The 24,992-nt window shown below is 46.8% G+C and carries 22 protein-coding genes and 1 pseudogene; 13 read left to right on the top strand and 10 right to left on the bottom strand.

Going from position 1 to position 24,992, the window contains the following annotated elements:
• Window positions 1-37: 37 nt before the first annotated feature.
• Entirely contained in the window at window positions 38-3,499 is a 3,462-nt protein-coding gene (dnaE, locus tag BRW83_RS10440; protein ID WP_005879522.1) for a DNA polymerase III subunit alpha, read from the top strand.
• On the opposite strand, the pseudogene BRW83_RS10435 reads toward dnaE, so the two are convergent.
• Window positions 3,491-3,810, bottom strand: a pseudogene (locus BRW83_RS10435) (glycosyltransferase family 2 protein); the annotation flags it as partial. The gene dnaE and the pseudogene BRW83_RS10435 overlap by 9 nt on opposite strands.
• A gap of 265 nt (window positions 3,811-4,075) precedes the next feature.
• Between BRW83_RS10435 and msbA the strand changes: the two are divergent.
• The 7 genes from msbA to BRW83_RS10400 all read left to right on the top strand — a co-directional run bounded on the left by msbA (window position 4,076) and on the right by BRW83_RS10400 (window position 11,978).
• Window positions 4,076-5,803: a lipid A export permease/ATP-binding protein MsbA gene (msbA, locus tag BRW83_RS10430; protein WP_036602496.1), complete on the top strand. Its 1,728-nt coding sequence runs from the start codon at window positions 4,076-4,078 to the stop codon at window positions 5,801-5,803.
• Window positions 5,800-6,840, top strand: a complete 1,041-nt coding sequence (gene waaF, locus BRW83_RS10425; protein ID WP_005879526.1) for a lipopolysaccharide heptosyltransferase II — start codon at window positions 5,800-5,802, stop codon at window positions 6,838-6,840. The genes msbA and waaF overlap by 4 nt, the downstream gene beginning before the upstream one ends.
• A gap of 50 nt (window positions 6,841-6,890) precedes the next feature.
• Window positions 6,891-7,658 carry a glycosyltransferase family 2 protein gene (locus BRW83_RS10420; protein WP_005879527.1) on the top strand — a complete coding sequence of 256 codons (768 nt, stop codon included), beginning with the start codon at window positions 6,891-6,893 and terminating at the stop codon, window positions 7,656-7,658.
• Window positions 7,651-8,703 carry a glycosyltransferase family 4 protein gene (locus tag BRW83_RS10415; protein WP_081442175.1) on the top strand — a complete coding sequence of 351 codons (1,053 nt, stop codon included), beginning with the start codon at window positions 7,651-7,653 and terminating at the stop codon, window positions 8,701-8,703. Before BRW83_RS10420 ends, BRW83_RS10415 begins: the two co-directional genes overlap by 8 nt.
• A complete protein-coding gene (locus BRW83_RS10410) occupies window positions 8,700-9,521 on the top strand; it encodes a glycosyltransferase family 2 protein (protein WP_005879529.1) in 822 nt (273 codons plus the stop codon). Before BRW83_RS10415 ends, BRW83_RS10410 begins: the two co-directional genes overlap by 4 nt.
• Window positions 9,522-9,687: 166 nt before the next feature.
• The gene (locus BRW83_RS10405; RefSeq protein ID WP_005879530.1) at window positions 9,688-10,938 is read left to right on the top strand and encodes a WaaS/CpsH family glycosyltransferase; all 1,251 of its coding nucleotides are present in this window, start codon (window positions 9,688-9,690) and stop codon (window positions 10,936-10,938) included.
• A gap of 116 nt (window positions 10,939-11,054) precedes the next feature.
• On the top strand, window positions 11,055-11,978 hold the full coding sequence (locus tag BRW83_RS10400; RefSeq protein ID WP_005879531.1) for a glycosyltransferase family 8 protein: 924 nt from the start codon (window positions 11,055-11,057) through the stop codon (window positions 11,976-11,978).
• A 14-nt stretch (window positions 11,979-11,992) separates the two neighbouring features.
• Here the strand turns inward: BRW83_RS10400 and rng are convergent, their stop codons facing one another.
• The 7 genes from rng to BRW83_RS10365 all read right to left on the bottom strand — a co-directional run bounded on the left by rng (window position 11,993) and on the right by BRW83_RS10365 (window position 17,858).
• Complete coding sequence (rng, locus tag BRW83_RS10395; protein ID WP_005879532.1) at window positions 11,993-13,456, bottom strand: ribonuclease G; 1,464 nt, start codon at window positions 13,454-13,456, stop codon at window positions 11,993-11,995.
• Window positions 13,453-14,079: a Maf family protein gene (locus BRW83_RS10390; protein ID WP_005879533.1), complete on the bottom strand. Its 627-nt coding sequence runs from the start codon at window positions 14,077-14,079 to the stop codon at window positions 13,453-13,455. The genes rng and BRW83_RS10390 overlap by 4 nt, the downstream gene beginning before the upstream one ends.
• A gap of 2 nt (window positions 14,080-14,081) precedes the next feature.
• Window positions 14,082-14,552: a 23S rRNA (pseudouridine(1915)-N(3))-methyltransferase RlmH gene (rlmH, locus tag BRW83_RS10385; protein ID WP_005879535.1), complete on the bottom strand. Its 471-nt coding sequence runs from the start codon at window positions 14,550-14,552 to the stop codon at window positions 14,082-14,084.
• A gap of 5 nt (window positions 14,553-14,557) precedes the next feature.
• Window positions 14,558-15,040: a ribosome silencing factor gene (rsfS, locus tag BRW83_RS10380; protein WP_005879537.1), complete on the bottom strand. Its 483-nt coding sequence runs from the start codon at window positions 15,038-15,040 to the stop codon at window positions 14,558-14,560.
• Window positions 15,041-15,694 carry a nicotinate-nucleotide adenylyltransferase gene (gene nadD, locus BRW83_RS10375; protein ID WP_086131814.1) on the bottom strand — a complete coding sequence of 218 codons (654 nt, stop codon included), beginning with the start codon at window positions 15,692-15,694 and terminating at the stop codon, window positions 15,041-15,043.
• 88 nt (window positions 15,695-15,782) lie between these two features.
• Window positions 15,783-17,069, bottom strand: a complete 1,287-nt coding sequence (gene purD / locus BRW83_RS10370) for a phosphoribosylamine--glycine ligase (protein ID WP_036602498.1) — start codon at window positions 17,067-17,069, stop codon at window positions 15,783-15,785.
• Window positions 17,070-17,126: 57 nt separating this feature from the next.
• Window positions 17,127-17,858 (bottom strand): YebC/PmpR family DNA-binding transcriptional regulator, encoded by a 732-nt coding sequence (locus BRW83_RS10365; RefSeq protein ID WP_005879541.1) that lies wholly within the window; start codon window positions 17,856-17,858, stop codon window positions 17,127-17,129.
• 224 nt (window positions 17,859-18,082) lie between these two features.
• Between BRW83_RS10365 and BRW83_RS10360 the strand changes: the two genes are divergently transcribed.
• On the top strand, window positions 18,083-19,072 hold the full coding sequence (locus tag BRW83_RS10360; RefSeq protein WP_005879542.1) for a glucokinase: 990 nt from the start codon (window positions 18,083-18,085) through the stop codon (window positions 19,070-19,072).
• 13 nt (window positions 19,073-19,085) lie between these two features.
• Here the strand turns inward: BRW83_RS10360 and ispH are convergent, their stop codons facing one another.
• Window positions 19,086-20,006 carry a 4-hydroxy-3-methylbut-2-enyl diphosphate reductase gene (gene ispH, locus BRW83_RS10355; RefSeq protein WP_005879543.1) on the bottom strand — a complete coding sequence of 307 codons (921 nt, stop codon included), beginning with the start codon at window positions 20,004-20,006 and terminating at the stop codon, window positions 19,086-19,088.
• A gap of 130 nt (window positions 20,007-20,136) precedes the next feature.
• Here ispH and radC point away from each other — a divergent pair, with 130 nt between their 5' ends.
• Window positions 20,137-20,811, top strand: a complete 675-nt coding sequence (gene radC, locus BRW83_RS10350) for a RadC family protein (protein ID WP_005879544.1) — start codon at window positions 20,137-20,139, stop codon at window positions 20,809-20,811.
• Window positions 20,812-20,876: 65 nt separating this feature from the next.
• On the opposite strand, the gene BRW83_RS10345 is transcribed toward radC, so the two are convergent.
• Window positions 20,877-21,239: an FKBP-type peptidyl-prolyl cis-trans isomerase gene (locus BRW83_RS10345; protein ID WP_005879545.1), complete on the bottom strand. Its 363-nt coding sequence runs from the start codon at window positions 21,237-21,239 to the stop codon at window positions 20,877-20,879.
• A 132-nt stretch (window positions 21,240-21,371) separates the two neighbouring features.
• Between BRW83_RS10345 and BRW83_RS10340 the strand changes: the two genes are divergently transcribed.
• The 3 genes from BRW83_RS10340 (at window position 21,372) to glnL (ending at window position 24,968) form a co-directional block, all read left to right on the top strand.
• The gene (locus BRW83_RS10340) at window positions 21,372-22,160 is read left to right on the top strand and encodes a competence/damage-inducible protein A (protein ID WP_005879546.1); all 789 of its coding nucleotides are present in this window, start codon (window positions 21,372-21,374) and stop codon (window positions 22,158-22,160) included.
• Window positions 22,161-22,388: 228 nt separating this feature from the next.
• Window positions 22,389-23,804, top strand: a complete 1,416-nt coding sequence (gene glnA / locus BRW83_RS10335; protein ID WP_005879547.1) for a type I glutamate--ammonia ligase — start codon at window positions 22,389-22,391, stop codon at window positions 23,802-23,804.
• A 93-nt stretch (window positions 23,805-23,897) separates the two neighbouring features.
• Window positions 23,898-24,968, top strand: a complete 1,071-nt coding sequence (glnL, locus tag BRW83_RS10330; protein ID WP_005879548.1) for a nitrogen regulation protein NR(II) — start codon at window positions 23,898-23,900, stop codon at window positions 24,966-24,968.
• The last annotated feature ends 24 nt before the right edge of the window (window positions 24,969-24,992 follow it).

Genomic DNA, 24,992 nt, shown 5'->3' with positions numbered 1-24,992 from the left:
TCTGGGTAGACAGGAAAACCCGAAGTAAAATAGCCGCATGAATAATACCCGTTTCGTTCATCTCCGTCTTCATTCAGAATATTCCATCGTCGATGGACTGGTCCGGATTGAAGACGTTATCGCCGCCGCTGCCAAAGACGGCCAGCCGGCCATGGCGCTGACCGATCTGGCCAATCTTTTCGGCCTGATCAAATTTTACAAGGCGGCACGGAAAAAAGGGGTCAAACCGATTGGCGGCTGCGATGTCTGGATTACGAACGATGCCGACAGGGAAAAACCGTCCCGGCTTCTGTTGCTGGTCAAGGACAGAACAGGTTATCTGAATTTATGTGAACTGCTGTCCAGGTCATGGCTGGAAAACCAGTGGCGTGGTCGGGCGGAAATCCGGATCGAATGGCTTGAAGAGCTGTCGAAAAAGACAGGCGATATGGGACTGATTGCCCTCTCTGGCGCCAAACAGGGCGATATCGGGATGGCTTTCGAAGCGTCCGGTTTCGACAATGCTGAAAAATGTGCCAGAAGATGGGCCTCTATTTTTCCGGACAACTTCTATATCGAGATTCAGCGTACAGGGCATTCCGGCATGGAGCAGTATTTGCGGCATGCCGTTGAACTGGCAGACAAATTGCAATTGCCGGTGGTTGCCACTCATCCGGTACAGTTTTTGTCCCAGGAAGAATTTGCCGCCCATGAAGCGAGAACCTGTATTTCCGAAGGGGAAATTCTTTCCAACAAACGGCGTGCCCATAACTTCAATGAACGCCAGTATTTTTACACTCAGGAAGAAATGGCGGAGCTGTTTGCCGATCTTCCTGGCGCGATTCAAAATTCGGTGGAAATTGCCCGTCGCTGCAATCTGGTTCTTGAACTGGGACATCACAAATTGCCGGAATTCCCGACTCCGGATGGCATGACACTGGATGAATTTCTGACCAGCGAAGCCAAACACGGGCTTGAAAAGCGACTGGAAGAATTGTTTCCGGATGAGGAAGAAAGAAAAACGCAGCGTCCACGGTATGATGAACGTCTTGATTATGAAATCGGCACGATCATCAATATGGGATTTTCGGGCTACTTCCTGATTGTGGCCGATTTTATCCGCTGGGCGAAAAACAATGGCGTTCCGGTCGGGCCGGGTCGTGGGTCCGGGGCCGGATCGCTGGTCGCTTATTCATTGTTGATCACCAACCTTGATCCGCTGGCGTACAACCTGATTTTCGAACGATTCCTGAATCCGGAACGTGTTTCCATGCCTGACTTCGACGTGGACTTTTGCCAGCATGGCCGCGACAAGGTTATCCAGTACGTCAAAGACCGTTATGGCAAGGATGCCGTGTCCCAGATTGCCACGTTCGGTACAATGGCCGCCAAGGCGGCGGTACGTGACGTCGGGCGAGTTCTGGATCTTGGGTACAACTTCTGCGATGGCATTTCCAAACTGATTCCATTCAAACCCGGCAAACAGGTCACGATTGCCGAAGCGAAGAAAGAGGAACCGCTGCTTGCCGAACGGGAAGAATCGGAAGAAGAAGTCAAACAGTTGCTGGCGCTGGCCGAGCAGGTCGAAGGCATTACCCGTAACGTCGGCATGCACGCGGGGGGGGTATTGATTGCGCCCGGCAAGCTGACCGATTTTTGTCCGCTTTACACACAGGGTGGAGAAGCCGGCGTCGTTTCCCATTTCGACAAGAGCGATGTTGAAGCCGTCGGGCTTGTCAAATTCGACTTTTTGGGTTTGACGACCCTGACGATTCTGGATCTGGCCGTGAAATACATTCGCCAGCTTGATCCGGAAATGGCGAATTTCAATCTGGATACCATTCCGCTGGACGACAAGGCGACTTACGACTTGCTGATCAAGGCAAAAACGGTTGCCGTGTTCCAGCTTGAAAGTCGCGGCATGCAGGGCATGCTCAAAGATGCGAAACCCGACCGTTTCGAGGACATTATCGCGCTGGTTGCGCTGTACCGTCCCGGTCCGATGGATCTGATACCGGATTTCTGCCGCCGCAAACATGGCGAAAAATTTGAATATCCGGATGAGCGGACGAAGGGCATTCTGTCCGAGACCTATGGGATTATGGTCTATCAGGAACAGGTCATGCAGATGGCGCAGGTTATCGGAGGCTATACGCTTGGCGGCGCCGACCTGTTGCGTCGTGCGATGGGTAAGAAAGATGCGAATGAAATGGCGAGACATCGCCAGATTTTCCGTGACGGTGCGGCCAAGAACGATTTGACTGAAGCCAAAGCGGACGAAATTTTCGACTTGATGGAAAAGTTCGCAGGCTATGGTTTCAACAAGTCGCATGCGGCTGCCTACGCATTGCTGTCTTACCAGACGGCCTTTTTGAAGCAACACCATGCCGCCGCGTTCATGGCAGCCAATATGTCGCTGGCGATGGACGATACCGACAAGGTAAAAGTGCTTGTCGAAGATGCCGTTGAAGTTTGCGGTTTGACTATCCTGCCGCCTGATATCAATCATTCCGAATATTATTTTACTCCGGTTGGAGAAGCCCCAAGTGTCAGTAAAAAACCGGTTTCGGCAATCCGCTATGGTCTGGGTGCGGTGAAAGGATCAGGCGAAAGTGCCATTGAAGCGATAGTCAAAGCCAGAAAAGAAAGACCGTTTACCGACCTGTTCGATTTTTGCATGCGGGTCGACAAGCACCAGATCAATCGCAGGACGATCGAGTCCCTGATTCGTGCCGGGGCGTTCGACTGTTTCAATGTCGATCGCGCGGTTTTGCTGGCGTCAGTCGATCTGGCTATTGAAGCGGCTGAGCAGGCGGAAGCATCGGCCAATCAGGTCAGTCTGTTCGGTGAGGAAGAAGCCGTTATCAATACCGTTGAATATGTCCAGGTTCCACACTGGACGGAAAAGCATAAATTGACGGAAGAAAAAGGCGTACTGGGTTTTTGTCTTTCCGGACATCTATTCAATGCCTATGCCGCTGAAGCGCGGCAGTTTGCCAAAACGAGAATCATCGAGCTCGAACCTTCCCGCGATCCGAAGTGGGTGGCCGGTGTGATTTCGGGTAACCGTACGCAGATGACCCAGCGTGGCAAGATGATGATCGTTACTCTGGATGATGGAAGCGGAACCATTGAGGTAACGATTTTTTCCGAACTGATGGATCAGAAACGTCCGATATTCAAAGAGGATGAATTTCTTGCCGTGTTTGGAAAAGTGTCGGAAGACCGGTTTTCCGGCGGTTTGAGACTGAATGCCGACGATGCGCTGGATATTTCTGGTTCAAGATTGCATTTCGGGCAACATATTTCATTCACCCTTCCGGAAAAATTCAATCTTGCGAAACTGAAAGAGACTATCACACCCTGGCAGACAGAGGATGGGATGCAATTGATTGCTGATTATATTGTCGATGGAAATAAATGCCGGATCGATTTTGGAGCCAATTGTCTGTTGGGCCCGAATGACGAATGTCTTAACAGTTTAAGTCAGCAGTTTAAAGACGCTAAAGTGACATATTGACCGGTTTATTGGGATTTCATAAGCATCCACCGTATCGGGCGAGTGTATAACATGAAGAATTTCATTGGCGAGCTCGGGAGTGACGCGTTCGTCTGCGTCAATGGATAAAATCCAGTCACCTGTTGCCGCATCCAGAGCCCTGTTTTTTTGTGGACCGAAACCGGGCCAGTCCGTTTCAATGACAGTCGAACAGTATCGTCATTGCTACCTGAATCAACTATAATCCATTCGTCTGCAAATTTAACGCTATCCAGACATTCCAGAATATTAGCGCTTTCATTTTTGGCAATAAGAATGACTGATCGTTTCAGTTGAATGGATAGCTTGCCAGGTTTTGTACGTCTGCATAGTTTATTCGAATTCTTTCTTCAAACAAAGACAAGCTTTCGGATTAATGAAAAGGGCTTGTCTTTTTTCATCTGAAATTGGTTATTTGGTTTTTTTCGAATAAAATCACCTTTTTGCTTCCTGTATTGAGAATGAGAAACCTGTCGATCAGGTATACTGACCGATGGTTTGCCAAATTAAAGATGTTTTTATTTTGCATTCAGAATGTTTGCAGAACGATATGAACTTATGAATTTATCCTCACCTATCAAAAGATTGATCAAGCTGGCTCTTCAATACAAGGGACGTATGATTCTTGTATTGATCGGTATGTTGATTACTGCCGGAACCGAGCCAATATTTCCTGTTATCCTGAAATTCGTTCTGGACGACGGGTTTGTCAAAAATCCTACCTTCAGTTTCTGGCTGGTTCCGTTTGTAATCATTGGTGTTTTCGTTATCCGGGGAAGTGCCACTTTTCTGACGGATTACACGATGGCCTGGATAACATCGAATCTGGTCAACCAGTTGCGCGAAAAAATGTATGTCCGTGTCTTGCGTGTGGGAAGGGATTTTTATTCAAAGCATTCGCTGGGACAGGTCGTCAATTCGCTCATGTATGAAGCAAATCAGGTCGTTGATCTGCTCAGGAATATCATGACGTCGATTGTCCGGGATATTTTGACGGCATTTGGCCTGTTTGTGTATTTATTATGGCTGAACTGGCGTCTGACCATTGTGACGATGATCCTGATCCCGCTCGTTTCAGTGGTGATGAGATTGTCGGGAAGACGATTGAGGAAATTGAACGAGGATTTCAGGAATGTCAATGCGCAATTGACTAAAATGCTGACTGAAACAACCCGTGCCTCGGAAGTTATCAAGATTTTCAATGGGGAAACCTTTGAACAGAACCGGTTCAGACAGTGTATTTACCAGTTGAGACGATTCATGATGAAAATGGTGAGTACTCAGGCGATGACCATGCCGTTGACCCAGCTGATCGCAGCGACAGGTGTGTCGATTATCATTCTGATTGCCCTGATTCAATCCAGTCATGATCAGACAACGGTTGGGGGGTTTGTTTCATTCATTACTGCCATGTTAATGATGCTGCCGCCACTTCGTCGTCTGGCCGATGTCAATAACAACTTGCAGGCAGGCATAGTTGCGACAAAGTCAGTTTTCGATCTTATGAATTCACCGATCGAACGGCAGGATGGGTTTGATCTGCCAGGAAGAGCCAGGGGAAAACTGGAATTCGATCATGTGACGTTCAGTTATGAAGGACAGGCAAAGCCTGCCTTATCGGATGTCAGCCTGACGGTCAATCCGGGTGAAACACTGGCTCTTGTCGGGATGTCCGGTGGCGGCAAATCAACCTTGAGCCATCTGGTTCCTGAATTTTATGCACCGGTTTCAGGTGAAATCAGACTGGATGGTGTTCCTCTTCATAAACTGTCTTTAAAAAGCCTGCGTTCCCAAATTGCCATGGTGAACCAGCAGGTTGTCTTGTTTGACGGAACTGTTGCGGAAAATATAGCTTATGGTGATGCCAATCCGGACGTCTCAAGAATTAAAGCGGCTATCGAAGCGGCATATCTTAAAGATGTGATTGAACAATTGCCAGAGGGATTGAATTCGCCTGTCGGGGTTAATGGCATGAGTTTTTCCGGCGGCCAGCGACAGCGGATTGCCATTGCGCGTGCAATTTACAAGGATGCGCCGATTCTGATTCTGGATGAAGCGACCTCGGCACTGGATACCGAGTCGGAAAAAGCCGTTCAGTCTGCCTTGAATACCTTGATGAAAGGACGGACGACGATAGTGATTGCCCATCGTCTTTCCACTATCGAGCATGCAGACAGAATCGCTGTGATAACCAGCGGTAAAATCGTGGAAATCGGAACGCATGCCGAACTTCTGGAAAAGAACGGAACCTATTCGAATCTTTACCATCTGCAATTCAAAGAATGATGCCTTCGCGCGTATTGATCATTTCGCCCAACTGGATTGGTGACGCCATTATGGCACAGCCTTTACTCCAATTGTTGAGGCTGCGTTATCCGGACGTGGCAATCGATGTTTTGGCTCCTGCATGGGTAGCTCCCGTCTGGCAGGCAATGGAAGAAGTGAATCAGGTTCATGAATCGACTTTCAAACACGGCAAATTGCAGTTGAAAGATCGCTGGACAATGGCGAAATTTTTAAGGACGTTGAATTATGATCAGGCTTATGTTTTGCCTAATACACTGAAATTCGCCCTGATTCCATGGCTGGCGAAGATTCCGGAACGTATTGGCTATCTGGGTGAGTCTCGTTATGGATTGTTGAATGTCATTCATTATGACGATAAACGTCATCCACGGCCGATGATGGCTTTTTATGCCGCTCTGATCGATAAACCTGATGGAAATATAGAGGGCAGGTTTGAATCTCTTCATCCCCGTTTGCATGTTGATGAGAAAGCGGTTGATGCTGTAAAAAAGAAGCTGAATCTTGAAAAAGGCACAATGATCGTTGCTTTTGCCCCCGGTGCCGAATTCGGTTCGGCAAAGCGATGGCCTGTCTCTCATTTTTCAGCGTTGGCCGCGCGAATTATCCAATGCTACCCTGGGACACAGATTGTTCTGCTGGGGTCAAAAAAGGATAATGATGTATGTGAAGCCATTCATTCGAATGTGCCTGGTACATTGAATCTGGCTGGAAAAACAAGCCTGAAAGAAGCTATTGCATTGATTGCCGGAATCGATCTTCTGGTCACAAATGATTCAGGCCTGATGCATGTGGCATCGGCTTTTGATCTTCCCGTTGTCGCTCTCTACGGTTCGACTGATTATCGGCATACCCCGCCATTTTCAAGCCAGTCGTATATTATGTCACTGGATCTGGATTGCGCACCCTGTCAGAAAAGAGAATGTCCTTTAGGACACCATAACTGCATGGAAAAATTGATGCCTTCACTCATTTTTGAAAAGGTTAAGGAGATCGTGACGAGTAAATATTTAAGGTAGTCCGGAAGCTATGCATTGTCACATTTGCGAATTGATTTTGAGGTTTGGCTATGAATGAAATAAGCGGTTTGGTAATCACTTTGAACGAATCCCGCAATATCGTCGATTGCTTGCGTTCCATGAAGCAGATTTGTGATGATATTGTGGTGGTTGATTCGGGCAGTAGCGATGATACGGTGGAGCTTGCAAAAGCGGAGGGCGCAACTGTCATTGTTCAAAAACCATTTCTTGGCGATGGACCGCAACGTACTCATGGCTTGCCGTATTGCCGACATCAGTGGATATTGAATCTGGATGCAGATGAACGACTGGAGGATGATTTCGTCCAGTATGTCAAACGGACAAACCTGGATGATCTGGGTGTCGATCTGATACAGACCCGACGCCGGAATCTTATCGGTGATCGTTTTACGCCGCATGTTGGTCAATACCCGGATTATGTGAAGCGATTGTTCAGAAAAGACAGGGCATCGTTTATACCCGTAGTCGCACATACTTATGTTGAAGCGAAATCATCCATCAGTGAGCCAATCCATATTACCCATTATTCATATCGTGATTATCTTGATATGGTCGAAAAGTGTAAATATGCGGGATGGCTGGCAAAAAATCTGGCAGATAGTGACAAACGTTTGTATTCCTGGCAACCATTCATGCATGGTTTCTGGTCGTTTCTGAGTCATTATGTTTTAAAAGCCGGTTTTCTGGTCGGGCTTGATGGGTTGACATTATCGATTTGTAAAGGGGTAGGCTCTTATCTTAAATATGCGCATGCAATTGAAATCAGACGCGCCAGGAAAAATAAAATAAATGAATAATTTGCCGGGAATCAATCTTGTTTTTCATTCCATTCGCCCACAAGGGGGAATGGACAGGCATGTATTGGACTTGATTACTGGATTTTCATCCAGAGGCATATCTTTACGGGTGATTACCCGTAAAGTCGAATGGAAGGAAAACCCTTCAGGTGTTGAGTTTGTTGTTTTGCCTGACAGAACGCCTTTTTCTCGTTTCAATAATAATCGTTTTGAGCATCAGGCACTAAATTATGTGAATGAGAATTGGCCGACTATTGGCATATCCCGGGTAACGGGGAAAGTGGATGTTGTTATTTCCGGTGGAACCCACAAGGTCCATTTGCGCGACAAAGGAAAAAGACCGGGTTTTTTCGATCGTCAGGTTATTGCCAATGAAGAAAAACTATACGGCAATGCAAAAGTGATAATTGCGCATTCCAACCAGATTCGGAATGAAATCATTAACGAATACAAGATCAGTCCGGAAAAGGTCAAAGCCCTTTATCCTTCAGTTGATACAGCGGTTTTCAATCTCAATGCCAGGAAAAATCGCGAAAAAATCAGAGAGAAACTGGGGGTAACGTCGAATCAGTTTGTTTTGTTGTTTCCTTCAAATGATCACGAAAGAAAAGGTGCACGGCTGATTCTTGATGCGCTGGAAGGGATGGACGAACGCCTCGTATTAGCTGTGGCCGGAAAAAATCCTTTGAAAGGTTCTCATGTTCTGAATCTGGGATTTTGCGAGAATATGCCTGAAATTTATGCTGCAGCTGATGCAACGATCCTGGCTTCTGTTTATGAACCTTTTGGACTGGTCGGGCCTGAATCTATTTTATGTGGGACGCCGGTACTATTGGCCGATACGATTGGTGCAGTTGAAGTGTTATCGCAACCGGCCAGTTATTCTTTTGCGCGAAATGCTGATGCATTGCGTGAACTGTTGCTGAAAATGTTGGATAGGTTCGACTCGGAAAATCTGGTGATTGCGTCCCCTGAATGCTGCATTCATTATCCTTATTCCTTCGATGCTTATCTTGATGAGTTAATTCGTCTTTTAGAATCATGAAAATTTCTGTCATTGTCTCGACTTATAATCGTCCGGATGCACTCAATGCAGTTTTGGCCGGATTTTGTCAGCAAAAAGAAATTGATCAAAACGATTGGGAGTTAATTATCGCTGATGATGGCTCAAGGGAGCCAACGATGCGAGTCATCGAACAATATCGGCCTTTTTTTGGTGAAAACCTGAAACATGTCTGGCATCCAGATAACGGGTTTAGACTGGCTGAAATACGGAATAAGGCGGCTTTGGAATCTGCCGGAGACTATCTTGTATTTCTCGATGGTGATTGCATTCCTATGTCCGATTTTGTTTCGCAGCATCAAAGACTTGCAGAATCCGGGAAAGTTGTGGCGGGTAACAGAATTCTTTTATCAAAAACTTATACATCGGATTTACTGATTTCATCCAGACTAAACGAGCCTTGTTCCTGGGGTGTTTTTCAATGGTTTCTTGCCAAATGGAGTGGAAAGACGAATAAAGCTCTTGGTTGGCTCAGACTGGATCTGGAAAAATACAGAAATCGTCGTGCCAATGATTGGCGCGTTTTGAGAGGATGCAATATCGGAGTCTGGAGAAAAGATTTTCTGATCGTTGATGGTTTTGACGCCAGTTTTTCCGGTTGGGGTTATGAAGATTCGGATTTTGCCGTTCGTATGCTCAGATTAGGCGTTCATATAAAAGATGGTCGTTTCGCTGTGCCGGTTCTGCATTTATGGCATCCTGAAAATGATAGAAGTTCAAAAACTGAAAACTGGAATCGATTCGAAAGATCGTTGAAAGGCAACCGCATTGAGGCCTTAAAAGGTATATCAAGTTTATAAGTGTGGGGGATGAGCTGAATGTAAATTGTATTTCGTATGTGGAAAGCGGCTTATTGGAGTATTGGAAAAATTTTGAGGTATGATAAATTTTTTTTGTAATGTATTTTTCCTCAGATTACATTGACCAGGTTTTTACAGAAATCCTAATATATTACAGAACGTTGTTATGGCAATGCATACATTATATCGATGGTTTGGAAATATTAAATATCGAGGAAAGACAAGAGCGAAGAACGATTTTGAAATTTTTATACTTTCAGAATGTCATTCTCTGGAAGAATTGCCTGACATTTTAAAGAAATATTTTGGAAATATCAATTATAAGAAAGGAATAAAGGATTTTTCTTTTTGGGGACTATTATCTGGACGATATCATTTTTATGGAAGCCCTCCAAAGAAAAATTTAAATTTGATTGATAAAATAAAACGGGCAATAATAAAATGTTTCTTTGTAAATTATGGCAAAGTAATTGGAATATGGAATCTGGTTGATATTATAAGCGGTTCGGTAGGTGAAAGGAATATATTTACACCCGATGAGCATGTTGCTGAAATTTATAAATACCATTTTCCTGATTATAGTGTAAAAGAGATTTCAGGCCATTCGAAGCCATCTCGGAATTTTTTAATTTTTGTCCTTGCTGGTATTTCACGTAAATTTTTGTGTGATAATACAAGCGGGATTTCTGTATTTGCAAATATGGTTTCCCCTTTTTTATTGAAAGCATATAAAATATTACATCCGAATCAAAAGATTTACATCCGATTGCATGATTGTGTCAGCCATATAACGAATGATCCTGCGAAACTGCGAGGGGATATTCGTAGTCTTATTGAAAATAAAGTTATTGAGGGGGCTGAATCTTATTCAGAGTATGATGCAGAATTACTTGATATATGTTACAAGCCAAATGCTGTTAATGGTCAAGTGATTAAAAGTATGGATATTGGTGTGAGAGATTACTTATACACTTTCATAGGGTCATATAAGAGTGTAGAGGATAAATCAAGATTGGATGATTTTTCGAAAATAAAGGAAAAATTATGTCAAATTTTTCAATCTGCACCCAATTATATTAATGAATATATCATTAATATAGATAATATTAAGCGAGAACGCATATCGTATTCGAGGTATCTGGGTTATGTAAGCAAATCTGAAATAGTCATTGATATGTGTCGTATAAATCAGCAGGAAGGATTTTCTTTTCGTATTCCAGAGGCATTGATCTTGAATAGGAAAATCATAACAAATCGTCGGCTGGTTTTAAGCAGTGATTTTTATGATGCTTCACGCTTTTTTGTAATTGGATATGATTCTATTAATAGATTGGAATCATTTGTGAAAGGTAATCTTGAGCCGTTACATCCGGATATATTGAAAAATTATCAATGTAATGATTGGTGGATTTACTGAGTTCCTGGGGATTTTATACTTTCTAATGAGAGGGCGTGTTGAAAAGTATAATTCTCGACGATGCGTTAAGCTGGACATATATTAATTGAGATTGTAGCTAAGTTCAGGATGATATTATGAAGAATGAGTTTCATATAGCTTTTGGAGTGGACACGATATATGCGCCTAAAATGTGCGTAACAATAGCCTCCATTCTGGAAAATAATAAGAATAGTAATATTATTTTCCATGTTATCTATAATGACTTGAGTGATAAGGTTATTGATGAAATCAAAAAATCAATGCTTACGCTTCAGGCAGAAATAAATTTTCATTTTATTGATGTTGATTTGTCGATATTTCCAAAATTTTCTAATTTCTCACATATTACTTCGGGGGCGTTTCTAAGATTCTTTATTCCGGAATTATTACAAGGACTGACAGACAGGGCATTATATCTGGATGCAGATATTATCTGTATAAATAACATTTCGGATTTGTTTCATCTGGAAATGGATGAAAATGAAATATTGGCAGTTGTAGAAGATATCGACTCGGAAACTTATCTTAATGAAAATGCTTCATTCCAGAAACGCTATTTCAATTCAGGTGTTCTGATGATGGATATTGAAAAATGGAATAAAAATAACGTGTATGGGCAGCTTTTATCGGTTTTGAATGAAAAAGGAAGCGGCTTCAATCTAATTGACCAGGATGCTTTGAATCTGGTTATGATTGATAAGGTGCATTACCTGGATAACATTTGGAATTATATGATCAATGCAGAGCAATTAGACAAGAAAAAGGAGAAATATTCGGTTCCAGAAAATGCAAAATTTATTCATTTTGTTGGGCCCGTCAAACCATGGCATTGTTATAACATATTTGATGATATAACTGGCTTGTATCTGAATTATCAGAAAAAAACAGTATGGGATGGGCTTGAAATGCCCAAAAACTATAAGGAAATGCGCAGGTATGCACGATATTCCTTTAAAAAAGGGAACTATTTGACTGGTTTGAATTGGGGAATGCGTTATATCAAAACAAAATTTTTGTAAGGCAGCCTCATACATTACATCAGAATGACCTCATATTGCCATTGGGCATAAGTGGGTTCAACCTGCAGTGAAACCGGTTTTTCTATCATGTCCCCCAAAGCCGCCAGATGCTGGGATTCTTCTTCCAGAAACAGGTCCACTACAATTTGAGATGCCAGAATACGGAATTCTTTCGGGCTGAATTGCTTGGCCTCACGCATGATGTCGCGCATGATTTCGTAGCAGATGGTTTGTGGGGTTTTGATTTCGCCACGCCCCTGACAGACGGGACACGGTTCGCAGAGAATATGCGACAGTGATTCGCGTGTTCTTTTCCGGGTCATTTCAACAAGACCCAAAACCGAAAAGTCAGATACCGACACTTTCGTCTTGTCGTGAGCCAGCGTTTTCCGGAGTTCATCCATGACAGCGTTTCGATGTTCGGGATTGACCATATCGATGAAGTCAAGAATGATGATGCCGCCCAGATTGCGCAGTCGCAGTTGTCTTGCAATGGCGTGAGCGGCTTCCAGATTGGTCTTGAAAATAGTGTCATCGAACGTCCGTCCGTTAACGAAGCCTCCTGTATTGACATCGATGGTCGTCATGGCTTCGGTCTGGTCAACGATGAGGTATCCTCCGGATTTGAGATTGACCCGTCTGGATAAAGCCAGCTGTATTTCCTCCTCGACGTTATACAGGTCAAAGAGCGGCCTGTCGCCTTCATGGCAAGCCAGACGGTCGAGAATGTCGGGAGTGTATATTTTTGCGAATTCCTGAAGTTTCAAAAATTCTTCTTCCGAATCTACCAGAATCCGGTTGGTTTTTTCATGCACGAAATCCCGCAGTACCCGTTCAGCCAGGTTCAGATCCTGATACAGAAGCGCAGGAGGAGGGGTGACGTATGCTTTTTCTTTCAGGGTTTTCCAGATTTTTTCAAGAAATGAGGCGTCCGTTTTCAAATCGGAATCGGAGGCGTCTTCGGCCATTGTCCGGATGATATAGCCCCCTTTCTCATCCGGTGCCATGAGTTGCTGCAAACGACTCTTCAACGATTCACGTTCTTTTTCATCAAGAATGCGCTGGGATATGCCGATGTGGGGTTCCTCTGGCAGGTAAACCAGCATCCTTCCGGCAATGGAAATCTGTGTGGAAAGACGTGCGCCCTTGGTACCGATGGGGTCTTTTATGACGCGTACCATGATCGACTGTCCGTCGGTAAGCATTTTTTCGATCGGAACAGGCTTGTCTGCGGATGTCTTGTCCTGATGCGCTTCGAAGATATCGTCGATATGTAAAAAAGCGGCTCTTTCAAGCCCGATATCGATAAAGGCGGATTGCATGCCCGGAAGGACACGAACGACGCGACCGAGATAAATATTACCTGCCAGTCCTCTCGTCAGGGAGCGTTCGATATGAAGTTCCTGTGTCGTTCCCTCGGAAACGATTGCGATCCGGGTTTCCTGAGGGGTGATATTGATCAGTATGTCTTCTTTCATGGTATGGCTATACCCGCTTTTTTCAACAGTTCGCTTGTCTCGTATAACGGCAACCCCATGATGCCCGAATAGCTGCCTTCAATATGTTTGATGAATTTGCCTGCCAGTCCCTGTATGCCATATCCACCGGCCTTGTCATAAGGCTCACTGGTATCGATATAAGCTTCGATCATTTCGGAAGTTAATTCGGCAAATGTCACACAGGATGTTTGAAGAGCCTGTGAAAAGAACTCGTCGTTTTTGATGGCTACACTGGTCAATACCTGATGGGTTTTTCCGGAGAGCCGTTTCATCATTTCACAAGCTTCTTCCCGGTCTTGCGGTTTTCCGAGAATCAGGTTGTCCAGCACCACAGTCGTGTCGGCTGTCAGGACAGGATATTTTGCGACGTCACGGGATATCAAAAATTGCCATGCGCAGTCGGCTTTGTTGCGGGAGAGGCGGTTGACGTAATCAGCTGCGTTTTCATTGGTCAAAACTGTCTCATCGACCATATCGGAATTGGCAGTATCCTGTGCAGGCACATCGAGAACGGTAAACTGAATGCCGATCTGGTTCAACAATTCCTGTCTTCTCGGGCTTTTCGATGCCAGATAAATCATTTGCGTGTCGGAATGGCTCATGGCTAACTCCGATGGTAAGGATGGTTTTGCAAAATGGTCGATGCCCGGTACAACTGTTCCGTCAAAAGAATGCGTACCATGCCATGCGGCAGCGTCAGGGAAGAAAGACGCACGAGCATATCGGCTTTTTTCTTCAGGTCGGGGTCCAGACCATCAGCGCCACCAATGATGAAAACAATGTCACGACCGTCCTGTTGCCATTGTTTCATATTGCTGGCCAGTTGTACGGTGGAAAAATCCTTCCCATGCTCGTCCAGCGCGATGATACGGGCATTTTTGGGAATGACGGACAGGATTTTCGCTGCTTCTCCAGCCATGACGGTCTGGGCTGTTTTGCTGCTTGACCGGTCGATGGGTTTCAGTTCTTTCAGGCCGAAATGCCATTCAGGCGGCATCCGTTTGGCGTATTCCCTGTAACCCGACTCGATCCAGTCAGGCATGCGATGACCGACAGCGACGACGGTGACTTGCATGCCGGTTAACCTTCTGCCGGTTTGTCTTCAGTTACCTTTTTTGTTCTTCTGCGAACGGGTTTTGCAGGCGCATCAGCTGCAGTAACCGGTTTTGCTTTTGCAGCCGGTTTTCTGACGGTTTTCTTTTTCGGCTCAACCGGTTTTTTTGCCGCCTCGATATCGATGGGATGTTCACCCCAGATTTCTTCAAGGCGATAATAATTGCGGATGGCCGGTTGCATGATATGGACGATAATGTCGCCAAGATCGACCAGAACCCATTCGCCGGTATCTTCGCCTTCAATACTGATGATGTCGCCACCGGATTCCTTGACCTTGTCACGCACTGACGCAGCCAGTGCTTTTGTCTGACGGTTGGAATTACCCGATGCAATGACGATCCGTTCGAAAAGGCTCGTCAGATTGCTGGTGTCGAAAAGGGCGATATCCGCCGCCTTCACGTCTTCAAGAGCGTCGATGACCAGAGCCTGTAATTTTTCTATTTCCATTTAATTTTTATATAGATTGTTTTCTTTAATGTATTTCAGAACCTGTTCCGGTACCAATGTAACCGGACTTTGATCGTTCTGCAATGCCGTTCTGATTTCTGTCGCCGATGCATTTACCTGGACATCGCGGGCGAGATAGGTTAGACCGTATGGCGAAGATTTAATTCTGTCAGGTTCGGCGAATCGTTTCGAAAATTCGTCTGCAATGGATTTCGGAATCAGTGTCAATGAATTGGACAAACCCGGTCGTGCCGATACGGCAATGTGTGTCAACGTAAAGAGTTGTCGCCAGTTATGCCAGGTATCGAGTCTCAAAAGCTGGTCGGCACCCATAATGAAAACCAGTGGTGTGTCGTTACCGACTTCCTTGCGGATGGTTTTCAAGGTGTCGATCGTGTATGTCGCACCCGGCCTGTCGATTTCCTGCGTATCGACCGTAACCGACAGGTCAAGCGGTTCGAAGGCCAGCCGGAGCATATCGATCCGTTGTTCCGGCGTTGCTTTCAACAGGGGTTTTTGCCAGGGGTTCCCCGCCGGTATCAGGCGCAGTTCATTCGTCTTGAACAACTTGCAAAAATATTTCCCAAGCTCGACGTGGCCTATATGAACCGGATCGAAGCTGCCTCCCAAAAGAATAATGCATCGTCTAGTCAAATCGACTCCATTTAAGCCCGGGCCGTTCCCACCGTATCAAGACGTTGTGGAAACGACGGATTGAACATTTCAGCTCATGATGAAAAAATCATGAGCCCGTTTTATATGATTTCAAGGCACGCCACCCGATGTCACTTCTATATTGTACGCCGTCAAAATGAATGGCTTCAACGGCTTCATAGGCCGTTTTCTGGGCCATGCGCATGGTATCGGCCAGACCGACGACACACAGGACACGACCACCGGACGTAACCGGTTTTCCTTCGCTGTCCAGTTTTGTACCGGCATGGAAAACGATCTGGTTTTCCGTTTCTTTCGGAATACCCGAAATGATGGCACCTTTGACCGGATTTTCCGGATAGCCTGCTGCCGCGAGAACAACGCCCAGTGCAATACGCCTGTCCCATTCGAGCTCGACTTTATCCAGCGTCCCGTTAACGGCATGTTCCATAACATAGACGAGATCGCTTTTCAGCCTTGACATGATAGGCTGTGTTTCCGGATCGCCCATGCGGCAGTTGAACTCCAGTGTCTTCGGATTCCCTTCCTTGTCGATCATGAGACCGGCATACAGAAAACCGGTGAAGGGAATACCGTCTTTTTTCATGCCGTTTATTGTCGGTGTGATGATCTCTCTCAGCACACGTGCATGCAGGGCAGGTGTGACGATCGGCGCAGGGGAATAGGCTCCCATCCCGCCTGTATTGGGGCCTTTGTCGTTGTCCAGAAGACGCTTGTGATCCTGACTGGTTGCCAGTGGAAGGATGTTCTTGCCATCGACCAGAACGATGAAACTGGCTTCTTCACCTTCCAGAAATTCCTCGATAACGACCCGGGCGCCAGCATCCCCCAGCTTGTTGTCGGAGAGCATCATGTCGACGGCATCATGAGCTTCCGTAAGGTTCATGGCGACGATAACGCCTTTTCCGGCGGCAAGACCGTCTGCCTTGATGACAATAGGGGCACCCTGTTCATCGATGTACTTGTGCGCGGCAGCCAGATCGGAGAAGGTCTGGTATTTCGCGGTCGGAATCCCATGCCGTTCCATAAAGGATTTGGCAAAATCCTTTGAGCTTTCCAGTTGCGCAGCTTCTTTCGTAGGCCCGAAAATTTTCAGGTTTTTCGCTCTGAAGATATTGACGATGCCGGCAGCCAGTGGCGCTTCCGGTCCGACGACCGTTAACTGGACATCGTTTTGAATGGCAAATTCAGCCAATTCATCAGGATTGCTGATGTTCACGTTTTCAAGACGTGAATCCAGAGCCGTTCCACCGTTTCCGGGAGCAACGTAGATTTTCTGGATTTTTACCGATTGGGCCAGTTTCCATGCCAGAGCATGTTCCCTGCCTCCAGAACCGATCACTAGAATTTTCATTGAGCGAATGTTTCCTTGACTGTTGATGAAGCAGTTTTTACAAACGTTCGAAAGATTTTATTCTTCCTCGTCGATGACGGCGTTTGTATAAACGTCCTGTACGTCATCCAGATTTTCCAGAGCGTCCAGAAGCTTCTGCATTTTTTCAGCGTCTGTGCCGGTAAATTCGGTTTCCGTATCCGGTTTCATGACGATTTCCGCCATTTCAGGGATGAAGCCCGCTTTTTCCAGCGCGTCCTTGACCTGCGCAAAATCATTCGGCGCGCAAATGACTTCGAAACCGCCTTCGTCATCGCTGATGATGTCTTCCGCGCCTGCCTCGAGCGCCACTTCCATCAGTTTGTCTTCATCGGTACCGGGAGCGAAAAACAGCTGGCCGCAATGTTTGAACATGAAAGAAACCGAACCTTCGGTACCCATGTTACCGCCGAATTTCGAAAAGGCGTGGCGAACTTCAGAAACAGTTCTGACCCGGTTGTCGGTCAGACAGTCAACGATGATGGCTGCACCATTGATGCCGTAACCTTCATAACGGATTTCTTCATAATTGACGCCGTCCAGTGTTCCGGTGCCACGGGCAATGGCACGCTGCACGTTTTCTTTCGGCATATTGGCTGCGGTCGCTTTTTCTGCTGCGAGTCGCAGGCGCGGGTTACTGTTGATGTCGCCGCCGCCCATTCTGGCTGCCACGGTAATTTCCTTGATCAACCGGGTCCAGATTTTTCCGCGTTTTGCGTCGGTAGCGGCTTTTTTATGTTTAATATTGGCCCATTTGCTATGTCCAGACATCTTGTTCTTTCTGTGAAAAGTTAGCTAATTCGACACTGGATTTTAGCATACTGTAAGAGGCTGAAAAATCGCGATATTCATCTGTTTGTGCAAATTCATGTGGATTTATCGAACAATTCGCATGGTTTTGAATGGAATGTCGTTTTCAAACGCTGGCGAACGTGGCATTCTCGAACAGTTATTGAAGCTAAATTATCAACCGGATTTTGTCGGATGAATTGAATATGGAACACTATCCACGACTGGTCGGCGATGTCGGCGGTACAAATGCCCGTTTCGCAATAGAAACGGCGGCAGGCTGTTTTGAGGCGCCGGCTATCTATCCCAACAAAGATTTTGCCGGTTTTGCCGATGTCTTGCGTCATTACCTGTCACAGGAAGAAGCGGTTTTGGCTGGTTCAAAAAAGCTGAAATACGCAGCAGTTGCCATTGCCAATCCGATTGAAGGCGACTGGATCAAAATGACCAATTCAGCCTGGGCTTTTTCAATTGAACGTATCAGGACTGAATTCGGTTTTGAGGTTTTCATCATGGTCAATGATTTCACGGCGCTGGCGATGTCCTTGCCTTCATTACCACCAGCATACACGAAACAATGCGGTGGAAAAACAGCAAAAAAAGGAAGGGCCATCGGCCTGATCGGTGCCGGAACCGGGCTGGGAGTATCGGGTCTGATACCCGCTCAGGACGGCTGGATTCCTCTGGAAGCCGAGGGCGGCCATGTTACTTTCTCCCCTTTTGACGAGCTTGAAATCGACATTCTTGAACTCGCCAGAAAGAAATACAGACATGTCTCTGCAGAACGTTTTCTCTCGGGAAGAGGGATTGAATTTCTGTATGAACTTCTCTCGGAAATAAAGAAGGGCGAAAGACGTTCATTGGCCGCCAGTGACATCATTGAACATGCATTAAATGAAAAAAACGGTTTGTGTGATCAGGTGATTGATGTCTTTTGCGATATGTTCGGGACGATAGCGGCCAATCTGGCGTTGACGCTGGGCGCAAAAGGGGGCATTTATATCGGTGGCGGGATCATTCCACGGCTGGGCGAGCGTTTCTTCGCTTCCGGTTTCCGGAAACGTTTTGAAGACAAGGGCCGCTTTTCCGATTATCTGGCCGGGATTCCTGTTTTTGTCATCACGGATACCTATGCGGCTTTCGGGGGGGTCTCGCTGCTTCTGGATAATTACCTCAAACGTACTTCCGTTGTGTGAGCAAGGCGCCTTGTCATTTAAGGCCTTTGGGAAGAGGGAAACTCAAATTTTCCTGAAGGCCTTCCTGTTCGGTAATGGAGTGACCACCATGTTGCTGCAGCAGGAAAACCACTTCCTGAACCAGTATTTCGGGTGCTGACGCGCCTGCAGTGATACCGATACAATTGTGTCCTTCAAGCCATGCCATGTCGATCTGGCCGGCATTGTCCACCATATAGGCTTTTGCCCCGTTTTTTTCGGCAATTTCGCGCAAGCGATTGGAGTTCGAGCTGTTGCGACTGCCGACGACAATGATCAGTGAAGCCTTTTCAGCCAGTCGCTTGACGGCTTCCTGACGATTGGTCGTGGCATAACAGATATCGGCCTGTTTGGGTTCGACTATGGACGGGAATCTGGTTTTCAGTTTATGGATGATTTCGGCCGTATCGTCGACAGACAAGGTCGTCTGGGAAACGTAAGCCAGTGCATCGGGATTGTCGAGTTTCAACTGTTCGATATCGCTATAGCCATCGACCAGATACATCCCTGTATCGGCTTGTCCCATCGTTCCTTCCACTTCAGGATGTCCCTTATGGCCTATTACGATGATTTCACGGCCGTTTTTGCGGTTTTTTGCGACTTCGACATGTACTTTGGTAACGAGTGGGCAAGTGGCATCGAACAGTTTCAGCTGACGGGTTCCGGCGTCTTTTCTGATTGCCTGTGAAACGCCATGTGCGGAAAAGATGAGCACGCTGCCGGATGGAACTTCATCCAGTTCCTCGATGAAAATGGCGCCCATTTCTTTCAGGCGATTGACCACATGGGTGTTATGAACGATTTCATGACGGACATAGACGGGTTTTCCAAACAGTTCCAGTGCCCGTTCCACTGTTTCGATGGCGCGTTTGACGCCTGCGCAAAAACCTCTGGGTTGTGCCAATATCAGTTGCATGGTTGGATAATCGCCAAAAAAGACAGAGTATAAATATAATTTTTTTGTTAATCAGGCCGGTTTGAAATAAAATTTCCACAATTCAATAAAAACCGATGAACACTATTCAATAAGGTTAACACATAAGATTATGGCTATCACCGACTGGCCCGCGCACGACAGACCCCGTGAACGATTGATCAAGGGGGGCCCACAGTATCTGTCCGACGCCGAGCTGCTGGCAATTTTTCTCAGAACCGGAACGAGTGGCAAGAGCGCCGTCGATCTCGGGCGGGAAATCATGATGCATTTCGGATCACTCTCCAGACTGTTTTCAGCCCAGCTGAAAGATTTTTCGGACCTGAACGGGATCGGTCCCGCCAAATTCGCCCAGTTGCAGGCGATTGTGGAACTGGCCAGACGCCTGTTGGCAGAGGACTTGCAAAACGGGGTGACCTTGTCTTCTTCGGACAAGGTGATGAATTATCTCCAGCTTTATTTCAGCCGTTTGACGCATGAGTCGTTTGTCGTTTTGCATCTCGATATCAAAAACAAATTGATCGAATGCAGTGAAATGTTCAGGGGAACCCTGTCACAAACAAGTGTTTATCCCAGGGAAGTCGTCAAGGCTGCGCTGGCGAATAATTCCGCCAGTGTCATTTTTGCCCACAATCATCCATCCGGAAAAGCGGACCCCAGCAATGCCGACAAGACACTGACGCATGCACTGAAACAGGCTTTGGGGCTCGTGGACATCCGGGTACTGGATCACATCATCGTTGCAGGCAAGAATACCTACTCTTTTGCCGAATATGGTTTTTTGTGAATGAAGAAGAGCATAAACCATGAACAAAAAAAGCAGCTTATAAAGCTGCTTTTTTATTGCCGGTATCAGGCGGATAAGAGTTCGATATCGAAGATCAGATCGGCATTGGGTGGAATGACATTGCCGAAACCGGCGGGGCCGTAAGCCAGCCTGGGTGGTATGTACAATGTCCGTCTGCCGCCCACTTTCATGCCTTTGACGCCATGATCCCAGCCCGGGATGACGTAAGAGACGCCAAGGGGAAATGTGAAAGGCTGGTTCCGCTCACGGCTGCAGTCGAACTTTTTGCCCGGCGTTCCATCCGGATTTTTCAGCCAGCCGGTATAGTGGACTTTTACGAATGAAGAACCTTTACCCGCTTCGGTTCCTGTACCTATAACTTCGTCCCGATATTGAAGACCTGAAGGAAGGGTAATGAGAGTCGTCATCTTTTACCTCGCGATCATTTTCATTTAAAAAATACACTCTTAATGTTAAATAGTACCATCAAGCATAAATTATGTCAGAATGGAAAATCAATTTGTCTCTTATCTTTCATTAAAAAGTTTGAATAAATTATCATGGCAATCGGACTGATCATCATCGGTGATGAAATCATGTCGGGAAAAAGGAGTGACCAGCATTTCCCGAATGTGGTGCAAATTCTGAAAGAACGTGGCTTGCAACTGGATTGGGCAAGGTATCTCGGGGACGATCCGGACAGAATCGTTTCGGTTTTGAAGGAATCTTTTGCCACTCCCGATATCGTTTTCTGCTGTGGGGGCATCGGTTCCACTCCCGATGACCATACCAGACGATGCGTTTCCATCGCCGTCGGCAAGCCCCTTGAATTGCATCCCGAAGCGAAAATAAAGATTGTTGAACGGATCGCCGAGACGGCGAAAGACCCCAATCATATCGATTACGATTCTCCCGACAATATCAGGCGGCTCCAGATGGGAGAATACCCCTCCGGTTCGAAAATCCTTCCCAATCCGGTCAACCGCATTCCGGGGTTTTCTTATGGAACCCATTATTTCGTTCCCGGTTTTCCGCAAATGGCGAAAGCCATGATTGAATGGGCACTCGATACGTATCATCAGTCCCTGTTCCACCGGACGGAATATGCCGAAAAATCGGTTGTCGTGTATGGCGCAGTCGAAGCGAAAATGACGCCTCTTATGGAGAAAATCGAGGGCCTGTTTCCGGCGATCAGGGTTTTCAGTCTGCCTCATATGGGAAATACCAGACTGAGCAATTATGTGGAACTGGGTGTCAAGGGGCATCCGGAAAAACTGGATGAGGCATTTTCCATGCTGGTTGCGGGCCTTGACGAGATCGGCGCGAAGTATCAGTTGGGTGATAAATAAAAAGTTGCACTGAATGAATGCATGAATAAGCGATATAATGCACCGCTATGGTGCAACCATCGGGGAATAAAGCTTGAAGCGTTTTCGGTATTTGCCAGTAAGCGTAAATTGTCGGTTTTGAAAAAATCTGGCACGGAATATGCATGTAAAGATATCGGTTTATTAAAGAACGCCCGATTGTAAAAGAACAGTAAAGCCATGACCAACAGGATTATTTAGGAGAAATGTATGTCCAGGAGTGCAGAAGACGTCTTGAAGATGATTGAGGAAAACGAAGTCAGGTTTATCGATTTCCGTTTTACCGATACAAGAGGCAAGGAAATGCATGTCAGTGTGCCTGTGTCGAGTTTCGATTTGGACAAATTCGAGGAAGGACATGCATTTGACGGCTCTTCAATGGCAGGATGGAAGGGGATTGAAGCTTCCGACATGTTGCTGATTCCCGATCCGGCAACGGCCCAACTGGACCCGTTCATGGAAGATCCGACCCTTTTCATGCAATGCGACGTGATCGAACCGTCCGACGGAAAGGGCTATGACCGCGATCCGCGTTCGATTGCCAAAAGGGCGGAAGCGCACCTGAGATCCTCCGGACTGGGCGATGTCGCTTTTTTCGGGCCTGAACCGGAATTCTTCATTTTCGACAGCGTTCGCTGGAATAACGATATGTCCGGCTGTTTCTTCAAGATCGATTCGGAAGAAGGTTCATGGTCGACCGGTCTCAAGATCGAAGGCGGCAATACAGGTCATCGTCCGGCAGTCAAGGGAGGTTATTTCCCGGTTCCTCCAATCGACAGTTTTCAGGACATGCGTTCTGAAATGTGTACCCTGATGGAACGCATGGGCATTCCTGTCGAAGTCCATCACCACGAAGTGGCCGGTGCCGGCCAGAATGAAATCGGTACACGTTTCTCGACACTGGTCGAACGCGCCGACTGGACCCAGAACATGAAATACATCATCTGGAACGTCGCCCATACTTACGGCAAAACGGCAACCTTCATGCCGAAGCCGATCATGGGAGATAACGGTTCCGGCATGCACGTCCATCAGTCGGTATGGAAAGACGGCAAGAACCTGTTTGCCGGTGACGGTTATGCAGGTTTGTCCGATTTTGCCCTGTACTACATCGGCGGCATCATCAAGCATGCGCGTGCCCTGAATGCGATCACCAATCCGGGTACCAATTCCTACAAACGTCTGGTTCCGGGTTTCGAGGCACCGGTCAAGCTGGCCTATTCGGCCCGTAACCGTTCGGCATCGATCCGTATTCCGCATGTCGCCAATCCGAAGGCACGTCGCGTGGAAGCCCGTTTCCCTGATCCGCTGGCCAATCCGTACCTGTGTTTCGCAGCCTTGCTGATGGCCGGGCTGGATGGGGTGCAGAACAAGATTCATCCGGGTGAACCCGCTTCGAAAGACCTGTACCATTTGCCACCGGAAGAAGATGCCCTGATCCCGACCGTGTGTTCTTCTCTGGAGCAGGCTCTGGAAGCACTGGACGCCGACCGTGAGTTCTTAACTCGCGGCGGGGTTTTCAGCAATGTGATGATTGACGCCTATATCGAACTGAAGATGCAGGAAGTACAGCGCTTCCGTATGGCGCCTCATCCGGTTGAATACGATATGTATTATTCACTGTAAGGTGAATCTGGCAGGATAAAGAGAGAGGCGAAGATGGAAAACTTCGCCTTTTTTTATGATGCTTCATAAAATGGGAAAAAACCGGGATTGGCCATGATGGATTCCTTGAAAGGACTGGATTTGCTGGCTTGTGCCGTCCTGATTCTGGATCGGAACGGGGCGATTGTTTATGTCAATCCGGCAGCCGAGGATTTGTTCGAAAGTTCTTCTAAGGTCTTGCTGTCCCAGAATCTGAAACAGGTTTTTCCAAATAGTGACGTACTGGAAACATTGTGTGAACAGGTCATTTCACACGATTGCCTGGAGATGCGGCAGGAACTGGTTCTGGAAAGAATCGGCAGGGCAGCCCTGCACGTTCATTGCATCGTCAGGCCGGTCGATTTGCCGGATGCTTCTGTCCTGATAGAACTTCGTGAAAATATTGCACAAATCCGGCAGGAAAGGGAAAACAGGCTGGTCGACCAGACTCAGGCAAACAAGGAACTCGTCCGGAATCTGGCCCATGAAATCAAGAACCCGCTGGGAGGCATTCGTGGTGCAGCACAACTGCTCGAAATGGAATTGCCGGCCCGGGAAATGAAGGATTTGCGCGAATATACACAAGTCATTGTCAAGGAAACGGAAAGACTGCAAAAGCTGGTGGACAGGTTACTGGTGCCGCACCGGCGTCCGCATATCGAAAACGATATCAATATTCACGAAGTGTGCGAAAGGGTCCGGAGCCTCATACTGGCAGAACATCCGAAGGGATTGAAAATCTGGCGGGATTACGACCTGTCTATCCCTGAAATTACAGGGGACAAGGAGCAATTGATTCAGGCAGTTCTGAATATCGCCCAAAATGCAGCGAATGTGTTGACGGACAGGATAAGGCAAGGGGACGCGGAACTGGTTTTCAAGACACGGGTCTCACGACAGGTAACGCTTGCCAGAGTTCGCTATAAACTGGCACTGAATTTGCATATTATCGATAACGGACCCGGAATACCGGCTGAGCTCATCGAGAAAATTTTCAATCCGCTGGTATCGGGAACGGAAGGGGGAAGCGGTCTGGGCCTGACGTTGTCTCAAACGCTGATCCAGCAGCATGGCGGCATTATCGAGTGCGAAAGCGTTCCGGGGCATACCGAGTTTCTGATCAGGCTGCCACTGGTCAGGGCGTAAGCCTTTTCATTGAAACATGATTTG

It is taken from the genome of Oxalobacter formigenes (assembly GCF_002127965.1).
GTDB classification, from domain to species: domain Bacteria; phylum Pseudomonadota; class Gammaproteobacteria; order Burkholderiales; family Burkholderiaceae_D; genus Oxalobacter; species Oxalobacter formigenes.
This window is presented reverse-complemented; position numbering and strand designations above follow the sequence as displayed.